The sequence below is a fragment of the Marinobacter shunpengi genome (genome assembly GCF_045449695.1).
Lineage (GTDB): Bacteria > Pseudomonadota > Gammaproteobacteria > Pseudomonadales > Oleiphilaceae > Marinobacter.
Map to the genome: position 1 here is coordinate 38,367 of NZ_JBJJKZ010000008.1, position 18,378 is coordinate 56,744.

20 protein-coding genes are annotated in these 18,378 nt (G+C 62.8%); 10 read left to right on the forward strand and 10 right to left on the reverse strand.

The window, feature by feature from the left end:
- Positions 1-15 precede the first annotated feature (15 nt).
- Positions 16-522, reverse strand: a complete 507-nt coding sequence (gene def, locus ACJO2E_RS05440) for a peptide deformylase (RefSeq protein WP_406962804.1) — start codon at positions 520-522, stop codon at positions 16-18.
- Positions 523-824: 302 nt separating this feature from the next.
- On the opposite strand from def, the gene ACJO2E_RS05445 reads away from it, so the two are divergent.
- From ACJO2E_RS05445 to ACJO2E_RS05480, 8 genes are all read left to right on the forward strand, one after another.
- On the forward strand, positions 825-1,841 hold the full coding sequence (locus ACJO2E_RS05445; RefSeq protein WP_406962590.1) for a LysM peptidoglycan-binding domain-containing protein: 1,017 nt from the start codon (positions 825-827) through the stop codon (positions 1,839-1,841).
- 63 nt (positions 1,842-1,904) lie between these two features.
- A complete protein-coding gene (gene dprA / locus ACJO2E_RS05450) occupies positions 1,905-3,101 on the forward strand; it encodes a DNA-processing protein DprA (RefSeq protein WP_406962592.1) in 1,197 nt (398 codons plus the stop codon).
- A gap of 51 nt (positions 3,102-3,152) precedes the next feature.
- Positions 3,153-3,728: an L-threonylcarbamoyladenylate synthase type 1 TsaC gene (tsaC, locus tag ACJO2E_RS05455; RefSeq protein ID WP_406962594.1), complete on the forward strand. Its 576-nt coding sequence runs from the start codon at positions 3,153-3,155 to the stop codon at positions 3,726-3,728.
- A gap of 8 nt (positions 3,729-3,736) precedes the next feature.
- Positions 3,737-4,672 carry an oxygen-dependent coproporphyrinogen oxidase gene (gene hemF, locus ACJO2E_RS05460; RefSeq protein WP_406962596.1) on the forward strand — a complete coding sequence of 312 codons (936 nt, stop codon included), beginning with the start codon at positions 3,737-3,739 and terminating at the stop codon, positions 4,670-4,672.
- Complete coding sequence (gene aroE / locus ACJO2E_RS05465) at positions 4,662-5,489, forward strand: shikimate dehydrogenase (protein WP_406962598.1); 828 nt, start codon at positions 4,662-4,664, stop codon at positions 5,487-5,489. Before hemF ends, aroE begins: the two co-directional genes overlap by 11 nt.
- 140 nt (positions 5,490-5,629) lie before the next feature.
- The gene (locus tag ACJO2E_RS05470; RefSeq protein WP_406962600.1) at positions 5,630-6,403 is read left to right on the forward strand and encodes a MotA/TolQ/ExbB proton channel family protein; all 774 of its coding nucleotides are present in this window, start codon (positions 5,630-5,632) and stop codon (positions 6,401-6,403) included.
- A 3-nt stretch (positions 6,404-6,406) separates the two neighbouring features.
- Entirely contained in the window at positions 6,407-7,246 is an 840-nt protein-coding gene (gene tssL / locus ACJO2E_RS05475) for a type VI secretion system protein TssL, long form (protein WP_406962601.1), read from the forward strand.
- A gap of 126 nt (positions 7,247-7,372) precedes the next feature.
- Positions 7,373-7,687 (forward strand): PA4642 family protein, encoded by a 315-nt coding sequence (locus tag ACJO2E_RS05480; protein WP_406962603.1) that lies wholly within the window; start codon positions 7,373-7,375, stop codon positions 7,685-7,687.
- 54 nt (positions 7,688-7,741) lie between these two features.
- Here ACJO2E_RS05480 and ACJO2E_RS05485 read toward each other — a convergent pair whose 3' ends face one another.
- Together ACJO2E_RS05485 and ACJO2E_RS05490 are read right to left on the reverse strand one after the other, a co-directional pair.
- Positions 7,742-8,200 (reverse strand): Hsp20/alpha crystallin family protein, encoded by a 459-nt coding sequence (locus ACJO2E_RS05485; protein ID WP_406962604.1) that lies wholly within the window; start codon positions 8,198-8,200, stop codon positions 7,742-7,744.
- A 351-nt stretch (positions 8,201-8,551) separates the two neighbouring features.
- Positions 8,552-9,088, reverse strand: a complete 537-nt coding sequence (locus ACJO2E_RS05490; RefSeq protein WP_406962606.1) for a gamma carbonic anhydrase family protein — start codon at positions 9,086-9,088, stop codon at positions 8,552-8,554.
- Positions 9,089-9,366: 278 nt separating this feature from the next.
- Between ACJO2E_RS05490 and prlC the strand changes: the two genes are divergently transcribed.
- Together prlC and ACJO2E_RS05500 are read left to right on the forward strand one after the other, a co-directional pair.
- Entirely contained in the window at positions 9,367-11,418 is a 2,052-nt protein-coding gene (gene prlC, locus ACJO2E_RS05495) for an oligopeptidase A (protein ID WP_406962608.1), read from the forward strand.
- 11 nt (positions 11,419-11,429) lie between these two features.
- Entirely contained in the window at positions 11,430-11,684 is a 255-nt protein-coding gene (locus ACJO2E_RS05500) for a YheV family putative zinc ribbon protein (protein ID WP_406962610.1), read from the forward strand.
- A gap of 173 nt (positions 11,685-11,857) precedes the next feature.
- Here ACJO2E_RS05500 and ACJO2E_RS05505 read toward each other — a convergent pair whose 3' ends face one another.
- The 7 genes from ACJO2E_RS05505 to ACJO2E_RS05535 all read right to left on the reverse strand — a co-directional run bounded on the left by ACJO2E_RS05505 (position 11,858) and on the right by ACJO2E_RS05535 (position 18,360).
- On the reverse strand, positions 11,858-13,192 hold the full coding sequence (locus ACJO2E_RS05505; protein ID WP_406962612.1) for a Na+/H+ antiporter family protein: 1,335 nt from the start codon (positions 13,190-13,192) through the stop codon (positions 11,858-11,860).
- Between the two features lie 164 nt (positions 13,193-13,356).
- On the reverse strand, positions 13,357-13,575 hold the full coding sequence (locus tag ACJO2E_RS05510; protein ID WP_406962614.1) for a DUF1653 domain-containing protein: 219 nt from the start codon (positions 13,573-13,575) through the stop codon (positions 13,357-13,359).
- A 9-nt stretch (positions 13,576-13,584) separates the two neighbouring features.
- Positions 13,585-13,968, reverse strand: a complete 384-nt coding sequence (locus tag ACJO2E_RS05515) for a DoxX family protein (RefSeq protein WP_406962615.1) — start codon at positions 13,966-13,968, stop codon at positions 13,585-13,587.
- Between the two features lie 90 nt (positions 13,969-14,058).
- Complete coding sequence (locus ACJO2E_RS05520; protein ID WP_406962616.1) at positions 14,059-14,496, reverse strand: group I truncated hemoglobin; 438 nt, start codon at positions 14,494-14,496, stop codon at positions 14,059-14,061.
- An 11-nt stretch (positions 14,497-14,507) separates the two neighbouring features.
- Complete coding sequence (locus tag ACJO2E_RS05525) at positions 14,508-15,380, reverse strand: DUF3034 family protein (RefSeq protein WP_406962618.1); 873 nt, start codon at positions 15,378-15,380, stop codon at positions 14,508-14,510.
- Positions 15,377-17,719, reverse strand: a complete 2,343-nt coding sequence (locus tag ACJO2E_RS05530; protein ID WP_406962620.1) for a bifunctional diguanylate cyclase/phosphodiesterase — start codon at positions 17,717-17,719, stop codon at positions 15,377-15,379. The genes ACJO2E_RS05525 and ACJO2E_RS05530 overlap by 4 nt, the downstream gene beginning before the upstream one ends.
- Positions 17,716-18,360: a cupredoxin domain-containing protein gene (locus ACJO2E_RS05535; RefSeq protein ID WP_406962622.1), complete on the reverse strand. Its 645-nt coding sequence runs from the start codon at positions 18,358-18,360 to the stop codon at positions 17,716-17,718. The genes ACJO2E_RS05530 and ACJO2E_RS05535 overlap by 4 nt, the downstream gene beginning before the upstream one ends.
- Positions 18,361-18,378 lie beyond the last annotated feature (18 nt).

Here is an 18,378-nt window from a genome sequence, read left to right on the forward strand (position 1 = left end):
GCTGTTACGCCCTGGTCAGGCGCTCTTCTTGTGGAGCTTCTCGAGCTTCTTGCGGATCCGGTTGCGCTTGAGGGCGCTCAGGTAATCCACGAACAGCTTGCCGTTGAGGTGATCCATCTCATGCTGGATGCACACGGCCAGGAGCCCGGTGGCTTCCAGTTCATAGGGCTCGCCGTTATAGTCAATGGCCCTGATGCGGACGTGCTCGATACGCTCAACATCCTCGTAGAAACCCGGTACCGACAGGCAGCCTTCCTGCATCGGCTGGTAGTCACCGTCGAGCACTTCCACTTCCGGGTTGATGAACACCCGTGGCTCGCTCTTGTCCTCGGACAGGTCCATCACGATGATCTGCTCGTGCACATTCACCTGGGTTGCCGCCAGGCCGATACCCGGAGCATCGTACATGGTTTCGAACATGTCATCGATCAGCTTGCGGTGTCGTTCGGTGACTTCCTCCACCGGCTTGGCGATGGTGCGCAGCCGTGGGTCCGGATATTCAAGAATATTCAGAATCATAATTGCCTGTACTTGCCTGAGTTGCCATGATCTCGTCTGGAGGTCTGGCTGGTGTCACAAAAATGCGATCGCGTACCGCGACTTTTGCTGTCTACTCGTTATCATAATCGGAACGAGAACTCTGCATTCCAAGGGGAGACAGCGGTTGATAACACTATTATCCCCGGAAGCATCATTGAATACAAACTGATCAGTCGATAGTCAGAATCTACTGCAAGACAAGAATATAAGGTCACAATTTCGTTACTTTCCTCTATATTAGAGGGGAGCACGCTTTCAAGGCACGCGCGATGAAGGATTTTACAATGAGGAAACTGCTGTACGCTCTGGCAGCCGTGATGCTGCTGTCCGCTTCCTGGGCACAGGCGCAGGGCCCGGAGTTCCGGACCGATCACCCCGACCGGTATGTGGTGAAGAAGGGTGACACCCTCTGGGATATCTCGTCACGGTTCCTGAACAATCCCTGGTACTGGCCGGAGATCTGGCACGTTAATCCACAGGTCAACAACCCGCACCTGATCTACCCCGGTGATGAACTGGCGCTGGTGTACATTGATGGTAAGCCCTACCTGACCAAGACCAGCAACGGTGTGGTGAAACTGTCGCCCCAGGTGCGGTCGGAGCCGATCGATACCCCGATTCCGGCTATCCCGTTGGACGCCATTGACAGTTTCCTCAGCAAGACCCGCATCGTGACGGAAGAAGAGCTTAACGGTGCTCCCTATGTGCTGGAAGGCGAGGAAGGCCGCATCGTGACCGGTGCCGGCGACCGTGTCTATGCCCGTGGCGAAGCCCCGGATACCAGTGTGGGCATCTTCCGTCGCAGCCGCGCCCATGTGGACCCGGATACCGGTGAGTTCCTGGGCCTGGAGGCCCGTTCCATCGGTGATGGCAAGGTGACCGATGAGAACGGCGACGTCCTGACAGTGCAACTGACCCGCACCCGTGAGGAAGTCCGTATCGAGGACCGCCTGCTGGCCCGGGAGGACCGCCGGATCAATACCAGCTTCACTCCCAGCGCGCCGGATGAGGACATTGAAGGCAAGATGATCGCGGTGGAGAGTGGTGTCACCCAGATCGGCCAGTACAACGTGGTGGTGCTGAACCGGGGCCAGCGTGATGGCCTGGAAGTGGGTAACGTGCTGGCGGTACTGCAGGCGGGTAACCTGGCCAAGGATCCCGTCACCAATGAGATGGTCCAGTTGCCCGATGAACGCGCCGGTCTGCTGATGGTCTTCCAGACCTATGAGAAACTGAGTTACGGCCTGATCCTGCAGGCTACCCGCGCCCTGTCCGTTGGCGACAAGGTGATGAATCCGTAAGACCCCGATCAGAACGTAAGGGCTGCCAGGAAGGCAGCCCCTCCAACAGGGAGGTTTACCCCGGTGACGGTCAGCGCACCAGACACTGATTTCCTGTCGTCCCCTTCCGCCCCCTGGCTGATACTGGGCTCCTTGCCCCGTTTCAGTGGCAAGCGCTGGCTGGCGGTGTGTGATGCCTTTGCCAACCCGCTGGAATTCCTGGAGGCCTCCCCGGCCACCCAGAAGGCTTTCGGCGCCGGTGCCGGGGCCCGTGCCATCATGGCGGCCTGGCAACGGCGGGACCTGGATTTTGCCCCCCTGGCGGACGTGGCCGCGGTTTTCGATACCTGCCAGCGTCAGTCCATCGGGCTGCTGGGCTGGGGAGACCGGCACTATCCGGAGCCCTTGCGCCATATACCGGATGCTCCGGCGGTTCTCTATGTGCGAGGAAATCCCTCGCTGCTGGCATGTCCCCAGATCGCCATTGTCGGCTCCCGCAATGCCACCCGGGCGGGCCTGGACCACGCACGGCAGTTCGCCGGTGCCCTGGCGGAACGGGGCTACGCGGTCACCAGCGGCCTGGCCCAGGGTATCGACGGTGCCGCCCATGCCGGCGCCCTGGCGGCGGGCGGCGATACCGTTGCCGTGGTGGGCACCGGTGCCGATGTGATCTACCCCAGTGCTCACCGGGCCCTGACCGGCGAGATTATCCAGCGGGGCGTGCTGGTGTCGGAGTATCCACCGGGCACCGGTCCCAAGGCGGGCCATTTTCCCCGACGCAACCGTATCATCAGCGGCCTGAGTCGGGGCATCCTGGTGGTGGAGGCGGGGTTGCGTTCCGGCTCGCTGATTACCGCCCGGCTGGCCCTGGAGCAGGGGCGGGAGGTGTTTGCCATTCCCGGCTCCATCCACAACCCCCTGGCCCGGGGTTGTCACGAGCTGATCCGCCAGGGCGCCAGGCTGGTGGAGACCGTGGACGATATCGAGGACGAACTCTCCGCCTGGTGGAACCGGCCGGTGGAGGCGCCCTCACCGAAGCCAGCCCCTGCGGAACCCCAGGCGGAACTGCCCATTACGGCACCGGAACCCACGCCGGTGCCAGCCCATCTGGACGATCGGGAAATCGCGGTGCTGGAGGCTTTAGGGTATGATCCCCGCTCAACGGATCAAATCTGTGACGCCACGGGCTTGCCGGCGGACCAGCTTATGCAGTCGCTGCTGATGCTGGAAATGGAAGGACTGGTGGAATCCGCCCCCGGAGGGTATCTGAGGGTGTTCTAGTATTCCTTTCCAGCCCTGCACCGTGGCCGTTGTGAGAGTCTGCGGAGCGTCATGACAACAGCCATCAACCTTGCCACAAACTGGTCCCGCCAGCGGCTCTGCCAGGTGCTGGACGGGCAGGGCGTGATCGCCTATCCCACCGAGGCAGTGTGGGGCCTGGGGTGCAATCCCTGGAGCGAGTTCGCCGTCGACGCCATACTCGCCCTCAAGCAACGGCCCATGCACAAGGGCCTGATCCTGGTGGCAGCCTCAGTGCAGCAGATTGATTTCCTGCTGGACCCGCTGCCGGCCGAGGTGCGCGAACGGGCCCAGCAGCACTGGCCCGGCCCGGTCACCTGCGTGGTGCCGGATGTGCACCGTCGGATCCCCGACTGGGTGCGGGGCGACCATGACACCATTGCCGTGCGGGTCAGCGCCCACCCTCTGGTACAGCAACTTTGCCGGCTGGCGGGCATGCCGCTGGTGTCCACCTCCTGCAACCCGGCCGGTCGAGAGCCGGCCCGGTCGCCCTGGCAGGTGCGGCGCTACTTCCCGGATGGCATTGACCTGATGGTGTCCGGAAGCCTGGGCGAGTCCCGCCAGCCCAGCACCATTATCGATATCACCACTGGCCGCAAGCTGAGATAGGAGGCCCGATGACCGATCCCGCCACGCCGGATTCCGAAGCGGTCCGGCAGTACCTGCTGAACCTGCAGGACACCATCTGCGAGCGACTGGAGGTCCTGGACGGCAAGGCGAGTTTTGTCACCGATGCCTGGGACCGTCCGGAAGGCGGCGGTGGCATCAGCCGGGTGATCACCGAGGGCGCCGTGTTCGAGAAGGGCGGCGTGAACTTCTCCCGGGTGATGGGGGAGCAGATGCCGCCCTCCGCCACGGCCCACCGTCCGCACCTGGCAGGTGCGCCCTGGCAGGCCATGGGCGTATCCCTGGTGATGCATCCGAAGAACCCCTACGTGCCCACGTCCCACGCCAATGTGCGGTTCTTTATCGCCACCCCGAAAGACAGTGACCCGGTGTGGTGGTTCGGGGGCGGCTATGACCTGACACCCTACTACGGTTTCGACGAGGACTGCCGCCACTGGCATGACACCGCCCGCAATGCCTGCCTGCCCTTCGGGTCCGATCTCTACCCGCGCTACAAGCAGTGGTGTGACGAGTACTTCTACCTCAAGCACCGGCAGGAACCCCGGGGCATCGGCGGCCTGTTCTTCGACGACCACAACACCGGCAACTTCGCGGACGACTTCGGCCTGATGCAGTCCGTGGGTTCCAGTTTCATTGCCGCCTACGAGCCCATTGTGGCGCGCCGCAAGGATCTGCCCTGGGGCGAGCGGGAGCGGGAATTCCAGCTCTACCGCCGGGGCCGCTACGTGGAGTTCAACCTGGTCTACGATCGTGGCACCCTGTTCGGGCTGCAGTCCGGCGGTCGCACCGAGTCCATCCTGATGTCCCTGCCACCGCTGGTGCGCTGGGACTATAACCGGGTGCCGGAACCCGGTTCCGGGGAAGCGCGGCTGACGGAGCATTTCCTGACCGGACGCAACTGGCTGGAGGACGACGATGCACAATGACCTGTACGCCGTGGTGGGCAACCCCATCAGCCACAGCAAGTCCCCCCGCATCCACAGCCTGTTCGCTGCCCAGACCGGCCAGGCAATGGAATACACCGCCATCCAGGCGCCGCTGGAGGGCTTTGCGGCGACTGTGCGGGACTTCTTCGCCAAGGGCGGCCAGGGCCTGAATGTCACGGTGCCCTTCAAGGAGCAGGCCTGGGACATGGCGGACCGGCGCAGCGAGCGGGCCGAGAAGGCCGGGGCCAGCAACACCCTCTACCAGGAGGCCGACGGCGGACTGGTGGCGGACAATACCGACGGCATCGGGCTGGTCACGGACCTGACCGTTAACGCCGGCGTCAGCCTCACCGGCAAGCGAATACTGGTCCTGGGGGCCGGTGGCGCGGTTCGCGGTGTGCTGGGCCCGATCCTGGCGGTACAGCCGGGGGAACTGGTGATTGCCAACCGCACGGTGGCGAAGGCCGGGGCGCTGGTGGAGCTGTTTGCGGACGAGGCCGGCGATACCCGGCTTTCCGCCACCGGTTTTTCTGACGTGGCCGGTGCCTTTGACGTGGTTATCAATGGCACCAGCGCCAGCCTTCAGGGCGACCTGCCGCCAGTGTCCACGGACATTGTGACGCCGGATACGGTGGTGTACGACATGATGTACTCGCCGGGCATGACCACCTTCAACCAGTGGGCGTCGGAGAACGGCGCCGGCCGCATCCTGGATGGCCTGGGCATGCTGGTGGAACAGGCAGCGGAGTCGTTCCGACTCTGGCGGGGGGTGCGCCCGCGGACCGCGCCGGTGATGGAGGAACTGCGCAAACACTGAGGTATGTCACTGTTTGGCAAGCCGGTGGTAACCTGACCCACCAAACTGGGCTATGCTGTGGGCAGTGTAAGTAATCGTCATAAGGCCGTCAGGCCCTCAGTGGCGCAGTCGGTTAACGAATTACCCGGACGGGACACTGCATGGATATTCTTACCCTGGTCGGGCTGGTGGCAGGGGTGGCGATTGTCATTATTGCCATGCTGGCCAACGCCACCGTATTGACCTTTCTCAACCTTCCCGGTCTGGCGATCGTCCTGGGCGGCACCCTGGCGGTCACCCTGGTGAGGTTCCGTATGGCTACGGTGACCAGCTCCGTCAAGCTGGCCCTGAAAACCGCCTTCACCGACCGCCTGGACCGCCCCAGCGACCTGATCCTCGAGGTCAGTGAGCTGGCCCGGGTGGTCCGCAAGGACGGCATCCTGGGGCTGGAGAGCCACGAAACCGATAACGAGTTCCTGCGCAAGGCCATCAACCTGTGCGTGGACGGTCATCCGCCGGAAATGGTGGAGGAAACCCTCGCCCAGGACATCCAGCAGATGAGCGAGCGTTACGAAGTGGCCGAGCGGGTCTTCCGGGGCATCGGCGAGTCGGCGCCCGCCATCGGCATGCTGGGCACCCTGGTGGGCCTGGTGCAGATGCTCAATACCCTGGATGATCCCTCTTCCATCGGGCCGGCCATGGCCATCGCCCTGCTGACCACCCTCTACGGCGCCTTCCTGGCCCAGTTGATTGCCCTGCCCCTGGCAGACAAGCTGCAGTTGAAGGCAGAGGACGAGCGCCGCAACCAGGTGCTGATCGTCACCAGCATCCAGAACATCCTGCGGGGCCAGAATCCGCGGGTGATCTCCGAGATCCTGTCGTCCTTCGTCAGCCCGGATCAGCGCCAGTCGCCGGAAGCGGGCCAGGAGGCCTGACCGTTGGCATCTCCGGTTCTGACCCGTCGTACCCGTGTGCGCCACAAGGGCGGCGCGCCCTCCTGGATCGTCACCTTTGCGGACCTGGCGACCCTGCTGCTCACCTTCTTTATCCTGCTTCTGTCGTTTGCTGAGATGGACCTGAACAAGTACAAGGCCATGGCCCAGTCCATGGCGGTGGCGTTCGGCAGCGCCAATGTGGTGGCGGAGGATATCGGTGGTTCACCGCTGACCATGATCGAGTCGGATACGGTATCGCTGCCGGAACCGCCGGATTCTCCCCGGGAGGAAGCGGAGTTCATCGATGACCGTGGTGCGGCGCCGGATGTGACGCAGGTGCCCGAGGGCATCGTGGATCTTTCCTCCCGCCTGATCGCCGAACTGGAGGACCAGGTGGCCGATGAGTCCCTGAGCGTCAACTATGATCCACAACAGGTGGTCATCCGGTTCTCAGAGCAGGCTACCTTCAATTCCGGGGAGGCGGAGATCAAGCCCCAGATGCTGCCGATCATCGACCGGGTGGTGGATGTCCTGTCCCAGTGTAGTGGCGATATCATCGTGGCGGGTTACACCGACGATGTGCCCATCACCAGCAGCCGCTTCCGATCCAACTGGGACCTGTCGGCGGCCCGGGCGGTATCCGTGGTCCATGAGCTGGTGATGAACCGCCAGATTCCGGCGGATCGGGTGATTGCCGCCGGCCGGGCGGAAACCCAGCCCCTGGCGCCGAACACCACCCCGGAGAACCGCGCCCTCAACCGTCGGGTGGAGATTGCCATCCGCGACCCGGGCTGTCAGGATTCGGCTCCCACCGAAGACCTGCCGGTCGAGGTGCTGCCCTGATCGTTCCGGGCCGAATGTCCACGCGGGGCACTATAACCTAATAGACAATTCATCTAGGTCAGGGGGCCGGAGGGTCGTTATACTGTTTGGCCCTATTTTCCTGGCAGCTTTATAACGAGAGAGATCATGAGCGGACCTGAAAAACCGAAAGTCATCGGAGAGGAATGGAGCGACGAGCGGGTCAAGAGCTTCCTGCTGATCAGTCCCTATGACGCCCGGCTCAACCCGGATCACTATGTCCTGATCACCGCCTACGAGGCCATGCGCGCCGAGGATTTCGAGCGTTTTATCCGGTTCTTCGTGGAAGCAGGCCGGGATCTGAACGCAAAGGACAGTCAGGGCGAGACCATCCTCGATCACGTTTCCCGTCACAAGCGCATGACGGCCTACGCTGATGCCCTGAAAGCAGCCGGCGCAAAAAAAGCGGCTGAACTGGCGTAACAGCCAGCCCAGCCGCCGAGCTTCACGAAGGAGGTGGCAGGCGAGATGGAACGATCAGTGGACTTCCACCTCGATGGCCCTGGGTTCGGCCGGTTCCACCTTGGTCAGGGTCAGTGACAGGATCCCATCCTTGAACTCGGCCCTGATGCTGCCCTCGTCCACGTTGTCTGGTAGGGTGAAGCGGCGCAGGAAGCTGCCGTAGACCCTTTCGACACGGTGTTGCCTGTCGTCGCTGGTCTCTTCTTCTTTCCTGCGTTCACCCTGGATTGCCAGCACGCCGTCGTGGACGGTGACTTTCACGTCTTCCTTCTTCATGCCCGGCAGTTCGGCATCGATCACGAAGGCTTCCTTCGTTTCCTTGATGTCGACGGCCGGGGCCCAGTCGTTACGGCGGAACAGATCCTTGCCCTCCCGCTCGCCATTGCCGGCGGTGGGCAGACCAAAGTAGCGGTTGTAACGGTTGATCAGGTCTTCAAATTCGCTGACCGGATTCCAACGGGTAAGGTTGCTCATAATGAAACTCCTCCTGTGAACCTGAATACGATGTTTTGATTCAGCTTCAGTCTCGGAACAGCTCCATCACGGTGGCGCCAGCCGGATGGTTACTCCGTGAACTTCTGCTGTTATCGAATTTAGGAGCGGATTGGGGTTTTTCAAGAGGCGGATTGGTTGAATTTTGATCTGGGTCAGGTTGGTTGAGATTCGGGGATTGGGGGATTCGGGGGCAGGGTATGGTGGTCGGGGGGTGTTTTCTTCGCCGCAATTCACGGTCCATCCCTGGACCGACCTTGCTCCGCGACATCCTGTCGCTGCTACGTAAACACCCCCGACCACCATACCCGTCAGACAGCCGGGAAAACGCAGTCATTGCTCAGCCAGGTAGTCGTCTTTAAGTTTGACGTAGTTGGCGGCTGTATATTTGAAGAACGTCTTCTCGTTATCGGTCAGTGCCCGCGATTTCTTGCATGGCGAGCCGACATAGAGATGGCCGGACTCCAGGGTTTTGCCCGGCGGCACCAGACAGCCAGCGGCGATGATGACTTCATCTTCCACCACGGCACCGTCCATGATGATCGCCCCCATGCCCACCAGCACACGGCTGCCGACCGTTGCACCGTGGATCAGGGCCTTGTGGCCGACGGTGACGTCGTCGCCCAGGGTCGTGGGCCAGCCGCCGGGGTTGAAGTCGGAGGCGTGGGTGATGTGGATCACCGTGCCGTCCTGGATGCTGCAGCGGTCGCCGATGCGGATGCGGTGCATGTCACCCCGCACCACGGTCATGGGCCAGACCGAGCAGTCGTCGCCCATTTCCACATCGCCGATCACCACCGCCGACTCATCCACCCAGGCCCGTTCACCGAATTTTGGGGTGTAGCCCTTGTGAGAACGTATGTTCGCCATTACATACACCTATTAGCCAAGAGATTTGCATACCGTTATCTTCACAGATTACACGGTGATCGACACTATCAGAACCTGGCCGTTGCTCCCTTACGGACCCACGGAGGTTGGTAGACAGGTGTTGGGGATGTTTTCGTAGCAGCGCCATGGATGGCGCGGTGCAAGGTCGGTCCAGGGAGGGGCCGTGAATTGCAGCGGAGAAAATATCCCCAACGCCTGTCAGGCACCAATCTATCAGGCCAGGTAACCTTCTGGACAATCAGCTGAGACGAGGCCAAATGAACAACCCACTGCTCACCGACGACCTGCTCCCCAGGTTCGACCACATCCGGACCGAACACATGGAGCCCGCCATTGACCAGATCCTCAGCGACAACCGCGTGCAGATCCAGGATCTGGCGGCCCAGGAAGATCCCAGTTGGGACACCCTGGTACAGCCCATGCAGTCGCTGGACGACCGCCTCAACAACGCCTTCTCGGTAATCTCACACCTCAATGGCGTGATGAATAACGACGACATCCGGGCCGTCCATAAGCGCTGCCTGGAAAAGCTCACTGAGTATGGCACCGAGATCAGCCAGAACGAGCAACTCTGCGCCGCCTTCAAGAGAGTGGCCGAACGTTCGGATTTCCAGGACCTCAGTGAGGCCCAGCGCAAGATGGTCAACAACACCCTGCGGGACTTCCGCCTGGGGGGCGTCGACCTGCCCGAGGACAAGAAGAAAACCTTCGCTAACCTGTCCCGGGAGCTGGCGGATCTGTCCAGCCGCTTCAGCGACAACGTACTGGATGCCACTCAGCACTGGTACAAGCACATCACCGACGAGAGCGAACTCGCCGGCGTGCCCGAATCGGCCCTGGACGGCGCCCGTCAGGCCGCCAAACAGAAAGAGCTGGACGGGTTCGTGATCACCCTGGATTTCCCCAGCTTCTTTCCGGTCATGACCTACTGCGATAACCGGGAGCTGCGCCGGGAAGTCTACGAAGCCTTCGTCACCCGCGCCTCCGATGTGGGGCCCGACGGCGGCAAATGGGACAACACCCCGATCATGGCGGAGATTCTCAAGCGTCGGCATGCCCAGTCCAAACTGTTGGGTTTCAACAGCTACGCTGAGCGCTCCCTGGCCACCAAGATGGCCTCCAGCGTCGGCGAAGTCATGGACTTCCTGAACCAGCTCGCCGCCAAGTCCAAGCCGGTGGCGGATCAGGAAGTGGCCGAACTGAAGGCCTTCGTCAGGGAGGAGTACGGCGTTGAGGACCTGCAGGCCTGGGACATCGGCTACTACAGCGAGAAACTGCGCCAGAAGCGTTACGATATTTCCCCGGAAACCCTGCGTCCCTGGTTCCCGGCGGAGCGTGTCATCTCCGGCATGTTCCAGGTCACCGAGAAGCTGTTTGGTGTGCAGATCGAGCATCGGCCCGAAGTGGAAACCTGGCACAAGGACGCCACCGCCTATCGCATCTCCCGCGATGGTGAAGAGATCGCCTGGTTCTACCTGGATCCCTTCGCCCGCCAGGGCAAGCGTGGCGGCGCCTGGATGGCCGACTGCCGGGTACGCTGGAAGAACCAGCGTGGCACCCTGCAACTGCCGGTGGCCTTCCTGACCTGCAACTTCACGCCGCCGGTGGAAGGCAAGCCTTCGCTGCTGACCCACGACGAGGTGACCACCCTGTTCCACGAGTTCGGCCATGGCCTGCACCATATGCTGACCCAGGTGGATGTGGCGGATGTGTCTGGTATCAACGGCGTGGCCTGGGATGCAGTGGAACTGCCCAGCCAGTTCCTGGAGAACTGGTGCTGGAACCCGGACTCCCTGGCCCTGATCGCCAGCCATCACGAGACCGGCGAACCGCTACCCCAGGACCTTCTGGACAAGATGCTGGCGGCCAAGAACTTCCAGGCCGGAATGCAGATGGTCCGCCAACTGGAGTTCTCCCTGTTCGATTTCCGCCTGCACGCGGAATTCACCGAGGCAGCACCCACCAATCCACTGGACATGCACCGGGAAGTCCGTAAGGACATTGCGGTGATCGAGAGCCCCGAGTTCAACCGCTTCCCCAATGGCTTCTCCCACATCTTTGCCGGTGGCTATGCGGCGGGCTATTACAGCTACAAGTGGGCGGAAGTGCTGGCGGCGGACGCCTTCTCGCTGTTCGAGGAGAATGGCATCTTCGATCCGCAGACCGGCCAGTCCTTCCGGGAGAACATCCTGGAAATGGGCGGCTCCCGGGAGCCGGCGGAACTGTTCAAGGCTTTCCGGGGCCGTGAACCGGACGTGGATGCCCTGCTTCGCCAGTCCGGCATCACCGACCACGAGCACGCAGCCTGAGGAGTCAGATAATGGCCCGTACACCGAAACGCTTCATCGCCGGGGCTGTGTGCCCCCGGTGCGCGGCCATGGACCGGCTGACCATGTTCACTGATGACGACGGCGTTCAGCACCGGGAGTGTGTCTCCTGCGGCTTCACCGACAGCCAGGGGGGCGATGGCCCCTCCGGTAATGGGGAGCTGGAGACCCGGGTGAACAAGCGTGACAATGAGGAGGACCACACCGTCAAGCAGGTGGTGTTTTTCAAGTCCCGCTCTGAGGATTGATTTTCTGGGCTACGTGGTTGCTTTTGTAGCCTGCAAACTCTGGGGGCTCAAGGGTCCGGGTGGGGGTTCCTAAACGAAAAACGGTTGTTTTTCTGACTGTTTCGGAATCCCCACCCGGACCCTTTCGTTTTGAAACCAACCCGCCTAAGCCTTACTACCCCCTGGTCCGCTGGTTACAGCACCATCGCCGCCAGCCAACCAAACACCAGCAACGGCAGGTTGTAGTGCAGGAAGGTGGGTACCACGGTGTCCCAGATGTGGTTGTGCTGGCCGTCCACGTTGAGGCCGGCAGTGGGGCCGAGGGTGGAGTCGGAAGCGGGTGAGCCTGCATCCCCCAGGGCGCCGGCGGTGCCCACCAGGGCGACAATGGCCAGGGGGCTGAAGCCCAGTTCCAGGGCCAGGGGTACATAGAGGGCGGCGATGATGGGAATGGTGGAGAAGGACGAGCCGATGCCCATGGTGATCAGCAGGCCCACCACCAGCATCAGGAAGGCCGCCATGGCCCGGTTGTCACCGATGGCCTCGACGGAGCCCTGTACCAGGCTGGCGATGTCGCCGGTTTCCCGCATCACTTCCGCAAAGCCGTTGGCGGCGATCATGATGAAGCCGATCATGGCCAGCATCTTCATGCCTTCGGTGAACAGGTCATCGGATTCCTTCCACCGCACCACGCCGGACAGGTTGAACAGCACGAAGCCGGTCAGCGCCCCCAGGATCATGGAGCCAAGCCAGAGCTGGACCACAAAGGCCGCGACGATGGCCATCAGGGCCATGAACAGGGTCCAGCTGTTGTAGTGGGTGTCCACCCGTTCGGTCTGCTCGATCAGCGACAGGTCGTAGTGGCGGTCACCCCGGTAGCTGAAGAAGACCGCCACCAGAAGACCCACCAGCATGCCCAGGGCGGGCAGGGCCATGGCCTTGATCACACTCAGGCCCTCGATGGTGATGCCATTGTCCGCCACATTGGCCATCAGGATCTCGTTCAGGTAGATGCCGCCGAAGCCCACCGGCAGGAACATGTAGGGGGTGATCAGGCCGAAAGTCAGCACACAGGCCACCAGACGCCGGTCCAGCTTAAGCTTTGCCATCACATACAGCAGCGGCGGTACGATCAGCGGGATAAAGGCGATGTGGATCGGCAGGATGTTCTGGGAGGACAGGGCCACCGCCAGCAACAGGCCGATAATCAGGAAGCGCACCCCCTTGTTGGCCGCGGCGGAGGAGTCACCGGCGTCCTGGTTGCCCACCAGCGCCAATGCCTTGTCCGCCAGGGCATGGGCCAGGCCGGACTTTCCGATGGCCACGGCAAAGGCACCGAGGGTGGCGTAGGACAGGGCCACGGTGGCACCGCCACCCAGTCCGTTGTTGAAGGCTTCGATGGTGGCGTCCAGGGACAGGCCGCCCAGCAGGCCGCCGACAAGGGCGCCAATGATCAGGGCAACGACAACGTGGATGCGAAGCAGGCTCAATACGAGCATGACGATTACCGCAGCGACAACGGCGTTCATGGTAAGACTCCGATGGTTAGCAGTGGCCCTTGTGGGGCCTTGTGCACGGGTGATTACAGATTGGTCAGGTTTTGAAGGGGCGCTAATGTGCAGGAAACGGGCCGTGGAGTCAAAAATGCCCGGGGTCTGGGACACCCGGGCACGATGCATCAATGACTTATGGGTCAGTCACTGATGCGGGTAAAGCGGGGCACCTGCTCGCCGGCCACTTCCACCGATTCGTTGAACATCTCCAGGGGGCGAACCCAAAGGCTGTAGTCGCCGTACAGGCAGCGGTAGACCACCAGCCATTCCTCGGTTTCGCTATGGCGGGCCGTACCGATGACTTCGTAGTCCTTGCCCTTGTAGTGCCGGTAGCGACCGGGGAGCACGTGCCGGGTCATGGTGGTACCTCAGTTCTTCAGCTTGTAGCGGCCTGGTCCCAGGAAGATCAGCGCCAGCGCGGTGAACAGGAAAAAGCCCTGCAGTTCCAGTGCCCAGCCGCCGTTGCCACCGAGCTTCATCAACTCATGGGTGTGGACCAGAGCGATGGCCACCAGCATGTTGAAGACAATGATCAGGGCCCCGATGCGGGTCTGGTAGCCCAGGATAACCATCAGGGGCGCCAACAGTTCCCCAATGAATACACCATAGGCGAAGAACGCCGGAATGCCATGGCTGGCCAGTTGACCCTCAATGAATCCGACGCCGTTGAGCAGCTTGCTGATGCCATGGAACAGTAGCAGGCCGCCAAGGGTCAGGCGGAGGATCAGTTTGCCGAGATCGGGATTGTCCATTGAGGGGTTCTCCGGTCAGAAGGAAATTCAGTGGGTTGAAGGCCAACAAGGTTAACGCCAGTTGTCACCCACGCCAAGCGCGCCGTTCACCTAGCGGTGGGTGATCTGTGGGTGCAGCTCCACCAGCCGCTTGAGGAGCCGGTTCTGGGCGCCGGTACTGATACCGTTGTCCTCCATGGCCAGCACCAGTTGCTCCGCCAGGGCATTGAACTGGGTTTCGGTCACGTTCATGTCCGTGTGTACCTCGGTCATCGGGCGTCCTCCGTAGGTGCAGGGGCCGCCGCTGATCTCGCAGATCTGGTCCGTGAGGTTGGTGTGGAACTGAACCACATCGATGCCCTTGAACTGGAAGGCAATGCGTTCGTCCTCGACGATACGGTGCAGCAGGTCCTCCACGATATCGGCAATGCCAGCGCGCTCGCCCAGGTCCTGGTAGAGGGTATCCCCGGACAGGGAATCGCGGGTGGCGCATCCGGTAAGCAGTGCCAGGGTGGTCAGCAGGATGATCGTGCCCGTTCTCAGTGTCATCGTGGAACTCCTCAGAAACTGCCCTGCAGCGAAAGGTAGGGGCCCCGCTGGTCCTCAAGGCCGGCGATGTCGCCCAGGTTGGTCCAGGCGGAAGTGATGGCCAGGCGCCGGTCCGGCACCCAGACGATGAAGATGTCCCACCAGTCGTCCTCGGTAGCGAAGCCCAGGTTATCCGGCTTCTGCCGGTACTCCGCACCTATGATCCAGCGCCGGTTCAGGAGTACACCGGCGCTGGTTTCCAGCATGGCCTCGTAGTCGTCGTTGCGGTCACCGCCAAAGCCCAGCAACCCACCCTGGTTGGCTTTGGTGCCCCGCACGGTGGCGTTCAACAGCAGGTTGCGGTCGAACACCGCGGCAAAGAACAGCTTGCTGGCAGACAGGTAGACGTCGGTGCCACGGTCATCCCTGGCACCCACGGCCTCCGGTATGTCGAAGTCCCGCTGGCGCTTGTGCTGCAGTCCCACGGACCACTGGCCGTAGTCACTGTAGAGCACATCGCCAAACAGCCGTGCCTTGATCCCGAAGATATCCTGGGACAGCTCGTCTTCGCCCAGGGCAGCCCCCAGGGTATCCAGGTCCAGGGTCTGGCGGGCGATGCTGACTTCGACCCGGTTATGCCAGTTCACGGCGGCACCGGCGACATTCAGGGTGAAATCGTCCACTTTCGCCTGTGACAGGGTGACCGTGCCGCCCCACTCCCGATCGCTGGCGTAGCCCGCCAGCATTGCCCAGGGCACCAGCCCGCCGCCGGCACTGCCCTCGATGGTGGTGACCCCGCCGGTGGCCCAGAGCCGGCTGCCGGGGTCGGCAATGGCGGATGTGGACAGGGTCAGGGCCGCGGCGATGGCCAGTGTCGGTCCGGCGCGTCGGGGGTGGTCTCTCATGAGATATCTCCAGTGGTCGGAAGCAGTGTGTCGGCCCGGGTCCGGAAGGTCCGGGCCCAGTCACCAAGGTCCGCTGCTGGCATCGGGCGTGCCATGTAGAAACCCTGCCCCTTGTCGCAGCCCCAGTCCTGCAGCAGTTGCCAGCTTTCCAGGTCCTCGATGCCTTCCGCCACCACCGTGAGGCCCAGCCCGTGGGCCATGTCGAGGGTGGAGCGGACGATCAACTGGTCCTGGGGTTCCCGGTGCAGGCGCAGCACGAAGGATTTGTCGATCTTCAGTTCCTGTACCGGCAACTGGCGCAGTTGCGACAGGGACGAATAGCCGGTACCGAAGTCATCCACCGACAGGGTCGCACCCATGGCCCTGAGCTGGTCCAGGGTGCGGTGAGCGGAGGCGGCATCCGACATCACCGCACTTTCGGTGACCTCGAAGGTAAGCCAGTGGCAGTCGATACCCTGCTCCCCGAAGGCCTGCCGGACATCGTCGGTCAGTTGCGGATTGCCCAGGTCCAGGGCCGACAGATTGATGGCGGCGCCGATCAACAGGCCTTCCCCGTGCAGGCTCGCCAGGTCGTGGGCAATCCGGGTCAGGATAAAGCGCGTCAGGTTGCCGATCTGGCCGGTCTGTTCCGCCAGCAGGATGAACTCCTCAGGTGAGATGAACCCCAGCTCCGGGTGGTGCCAGCGGCACAGGGCTTCCACCTGGGCAATGCCCACGCTGTTCATGTCGATCTTGGGCTGGTACACGAGGTTCAGGCCACCAGTGGCGATGGCCTGGCGCAGGTCCTGGCTGAGGGTCAGCTCCCGCAGATGGTGCTCGTCCCCGCCGGGTTCGTACAGGGCCACCTGCCCGGGGCTGTGTTCGGCCCGTTTCAGAGTCAGCCGCAACCGACGCCGGATTTCGTCCAGGGTGCCGGCATCCCGGGGGACTTCCAGGCCCGCCAGAGCCACCTGCAGGTGGAGGGGCGTCCCGTCGATAGTGGCTTCGGCCTGGAGCTCATCCTGAATGCGGGGCAGCAGGGTGTGCAGCGGACCCGCTCCGGGGTCCGCCAGAACCACGAACTCGTTGCCGCCGGAACGGCTCAGTAACAGGGCCTGGCTCTCCACGGAGGCACGGAGCCGGTCGGCGGCCAGACCCAGGGCCTGGTCGCCAAAATCGAACCCGAGGGTGTCGTTGAGGGCCCGGAACCGGGTCAGGGTGATACCGGCCAGCAGCAGTGGCCGCCGTTTCCGCAGGTATTCCTCAAGCTGTGCGTTCAGGGCCTTGCGGTTAGTCAGGCCGGTGAGTTCGTCGTGGAAGGCGTTGAAGCGGATGCGTTCCTCCCGCTCCCTGACCCGGCGTTGCATGGTGATCAGGGCACCCTGGAGGGTTCGCAATTCGCGGGTTCGTGGCGGCGTGGGTTCGGTGACCGGCTCGCCATTGCCAATGGCGGTGGCGAGCCGTGCCAGATCCAGAACCGGCCGACCCAGTGCCCGCGCCGTCACCAGTACTACCAGCCCGGACAGGGCCGCGGCCATCAACAGGATGAGGACCAGATCGGTGACGCGGTCATAGTAGTTGGCCAGGGCCTGCTCACGGTCGACCAGCAGCATGGCCTGCACTGGGGATGGTTGTCCCGGGCCAAGGTCGATGGCGCGGAAGAAGAATCCCCGGGTTTCCTGCATGTCTCCGTTGTCTCCGGGCTCGGGCAGCCTGGTGAAGGGTTCCGGGGGGGCGCTCGCGGCCAGCAGGGAGGCGCTGGCGCGGCTGCGGAACACCACGCTGGTGTCCGTCAGTTCCGCCAGTTGGCGGGCAAAGCCGTTGTCCAGGGAAAAACCGGCGACAAGCCACGCCCGCAGGCCGGCACCGCTCACGGGCACGACAAACATCTGCAGGGCCTTGTTGCCGGTGCTGACGATCTGCTCCGCCTGCCCCTGGTCCCGGGCCCTTGCCAGCAGTCGGGGAAGGAAGTCCTCCAGGTTGATGTCGGCGGTGCCCAGGGTGGCCTTCGGGTTGCCGTTGCTATCCAGCACCACGGCGATATCGGCACCAGCGCGACCGGCATGGTTGTTGAGGGCACTTTCCAGGGTGGCCTGGTTGTCGCTGGCAATGGCGGACCGGAACCCGAAATCATCCACCAGTACCTGCAGGCTGCCGCTCAGCAATTCGGCGCGGCCGGCCATGATCTCGGTGGTGACCCGTGCGGCGACATCAAGGCTGTTGGCGGCCCGCTGTTCCTCGTCTTCCAGCAGATAGAGCATGAAGACCAGCCCCAGGGCCAGGGCGGTGGCCGCCACCAGGGAAAGCATGGCCGCCAGCAGGCGGCCACGGAACCCGAGACTGCCAGGTCGCCAGGTCATAGCTCCCGGAAACGCTGCTGCAGTCGCTGGAGGGAGGAATCCGTTTCCGGCTCGGGGCGCACGTTCAGCGTCAGGGTCACCGGGTCGCTGCCGGTCAGGTCGACGGCAACGTCCACCAGTTCGGTATTGTTCACCAGCCGGGGATGCCAGACGCGGACCTGGTCGGGCAGCGGGCGTTCGTCCGGCCAGTCCAGCGACACCGCTCCCTGTTCACGGGTGACCCCGTGGTGCTGGTCGGTCACCAGGATGAAGCCCTGCATCTGGTCATGGATGTTGCAGCCCAGCTCCACCACGCCGGTGGTGCCAAAGTTGACCGGAGCCTCGGGTACGCCGGCATAAAGCTCGATTTCGAACGTCTTCGCCGGGGAAAACGAATAAACGTGGTGCTGAGTGCTATCACGGTTGGGGAAGGCCACATCGGTACCGGGCGGAACCACCATCACATGGGGGACGAACTGGCGGTTCTCCTGCACCATACGGGCGTCCGCGGTGGTCTCGTCCACCGGTAGCGGAAGGACGATCACCGCGTCGGCCAGCGGTTTGCCGTTGCCGGCATCGGTGACCTGGAAGCGGAGGTTATCCGCAACCGCAAGCATGGGGGCCACCGTAAAACACAGTACCAGGGCCTGTTTGCACGTCATTGCCGTCGCTCGTTGTTC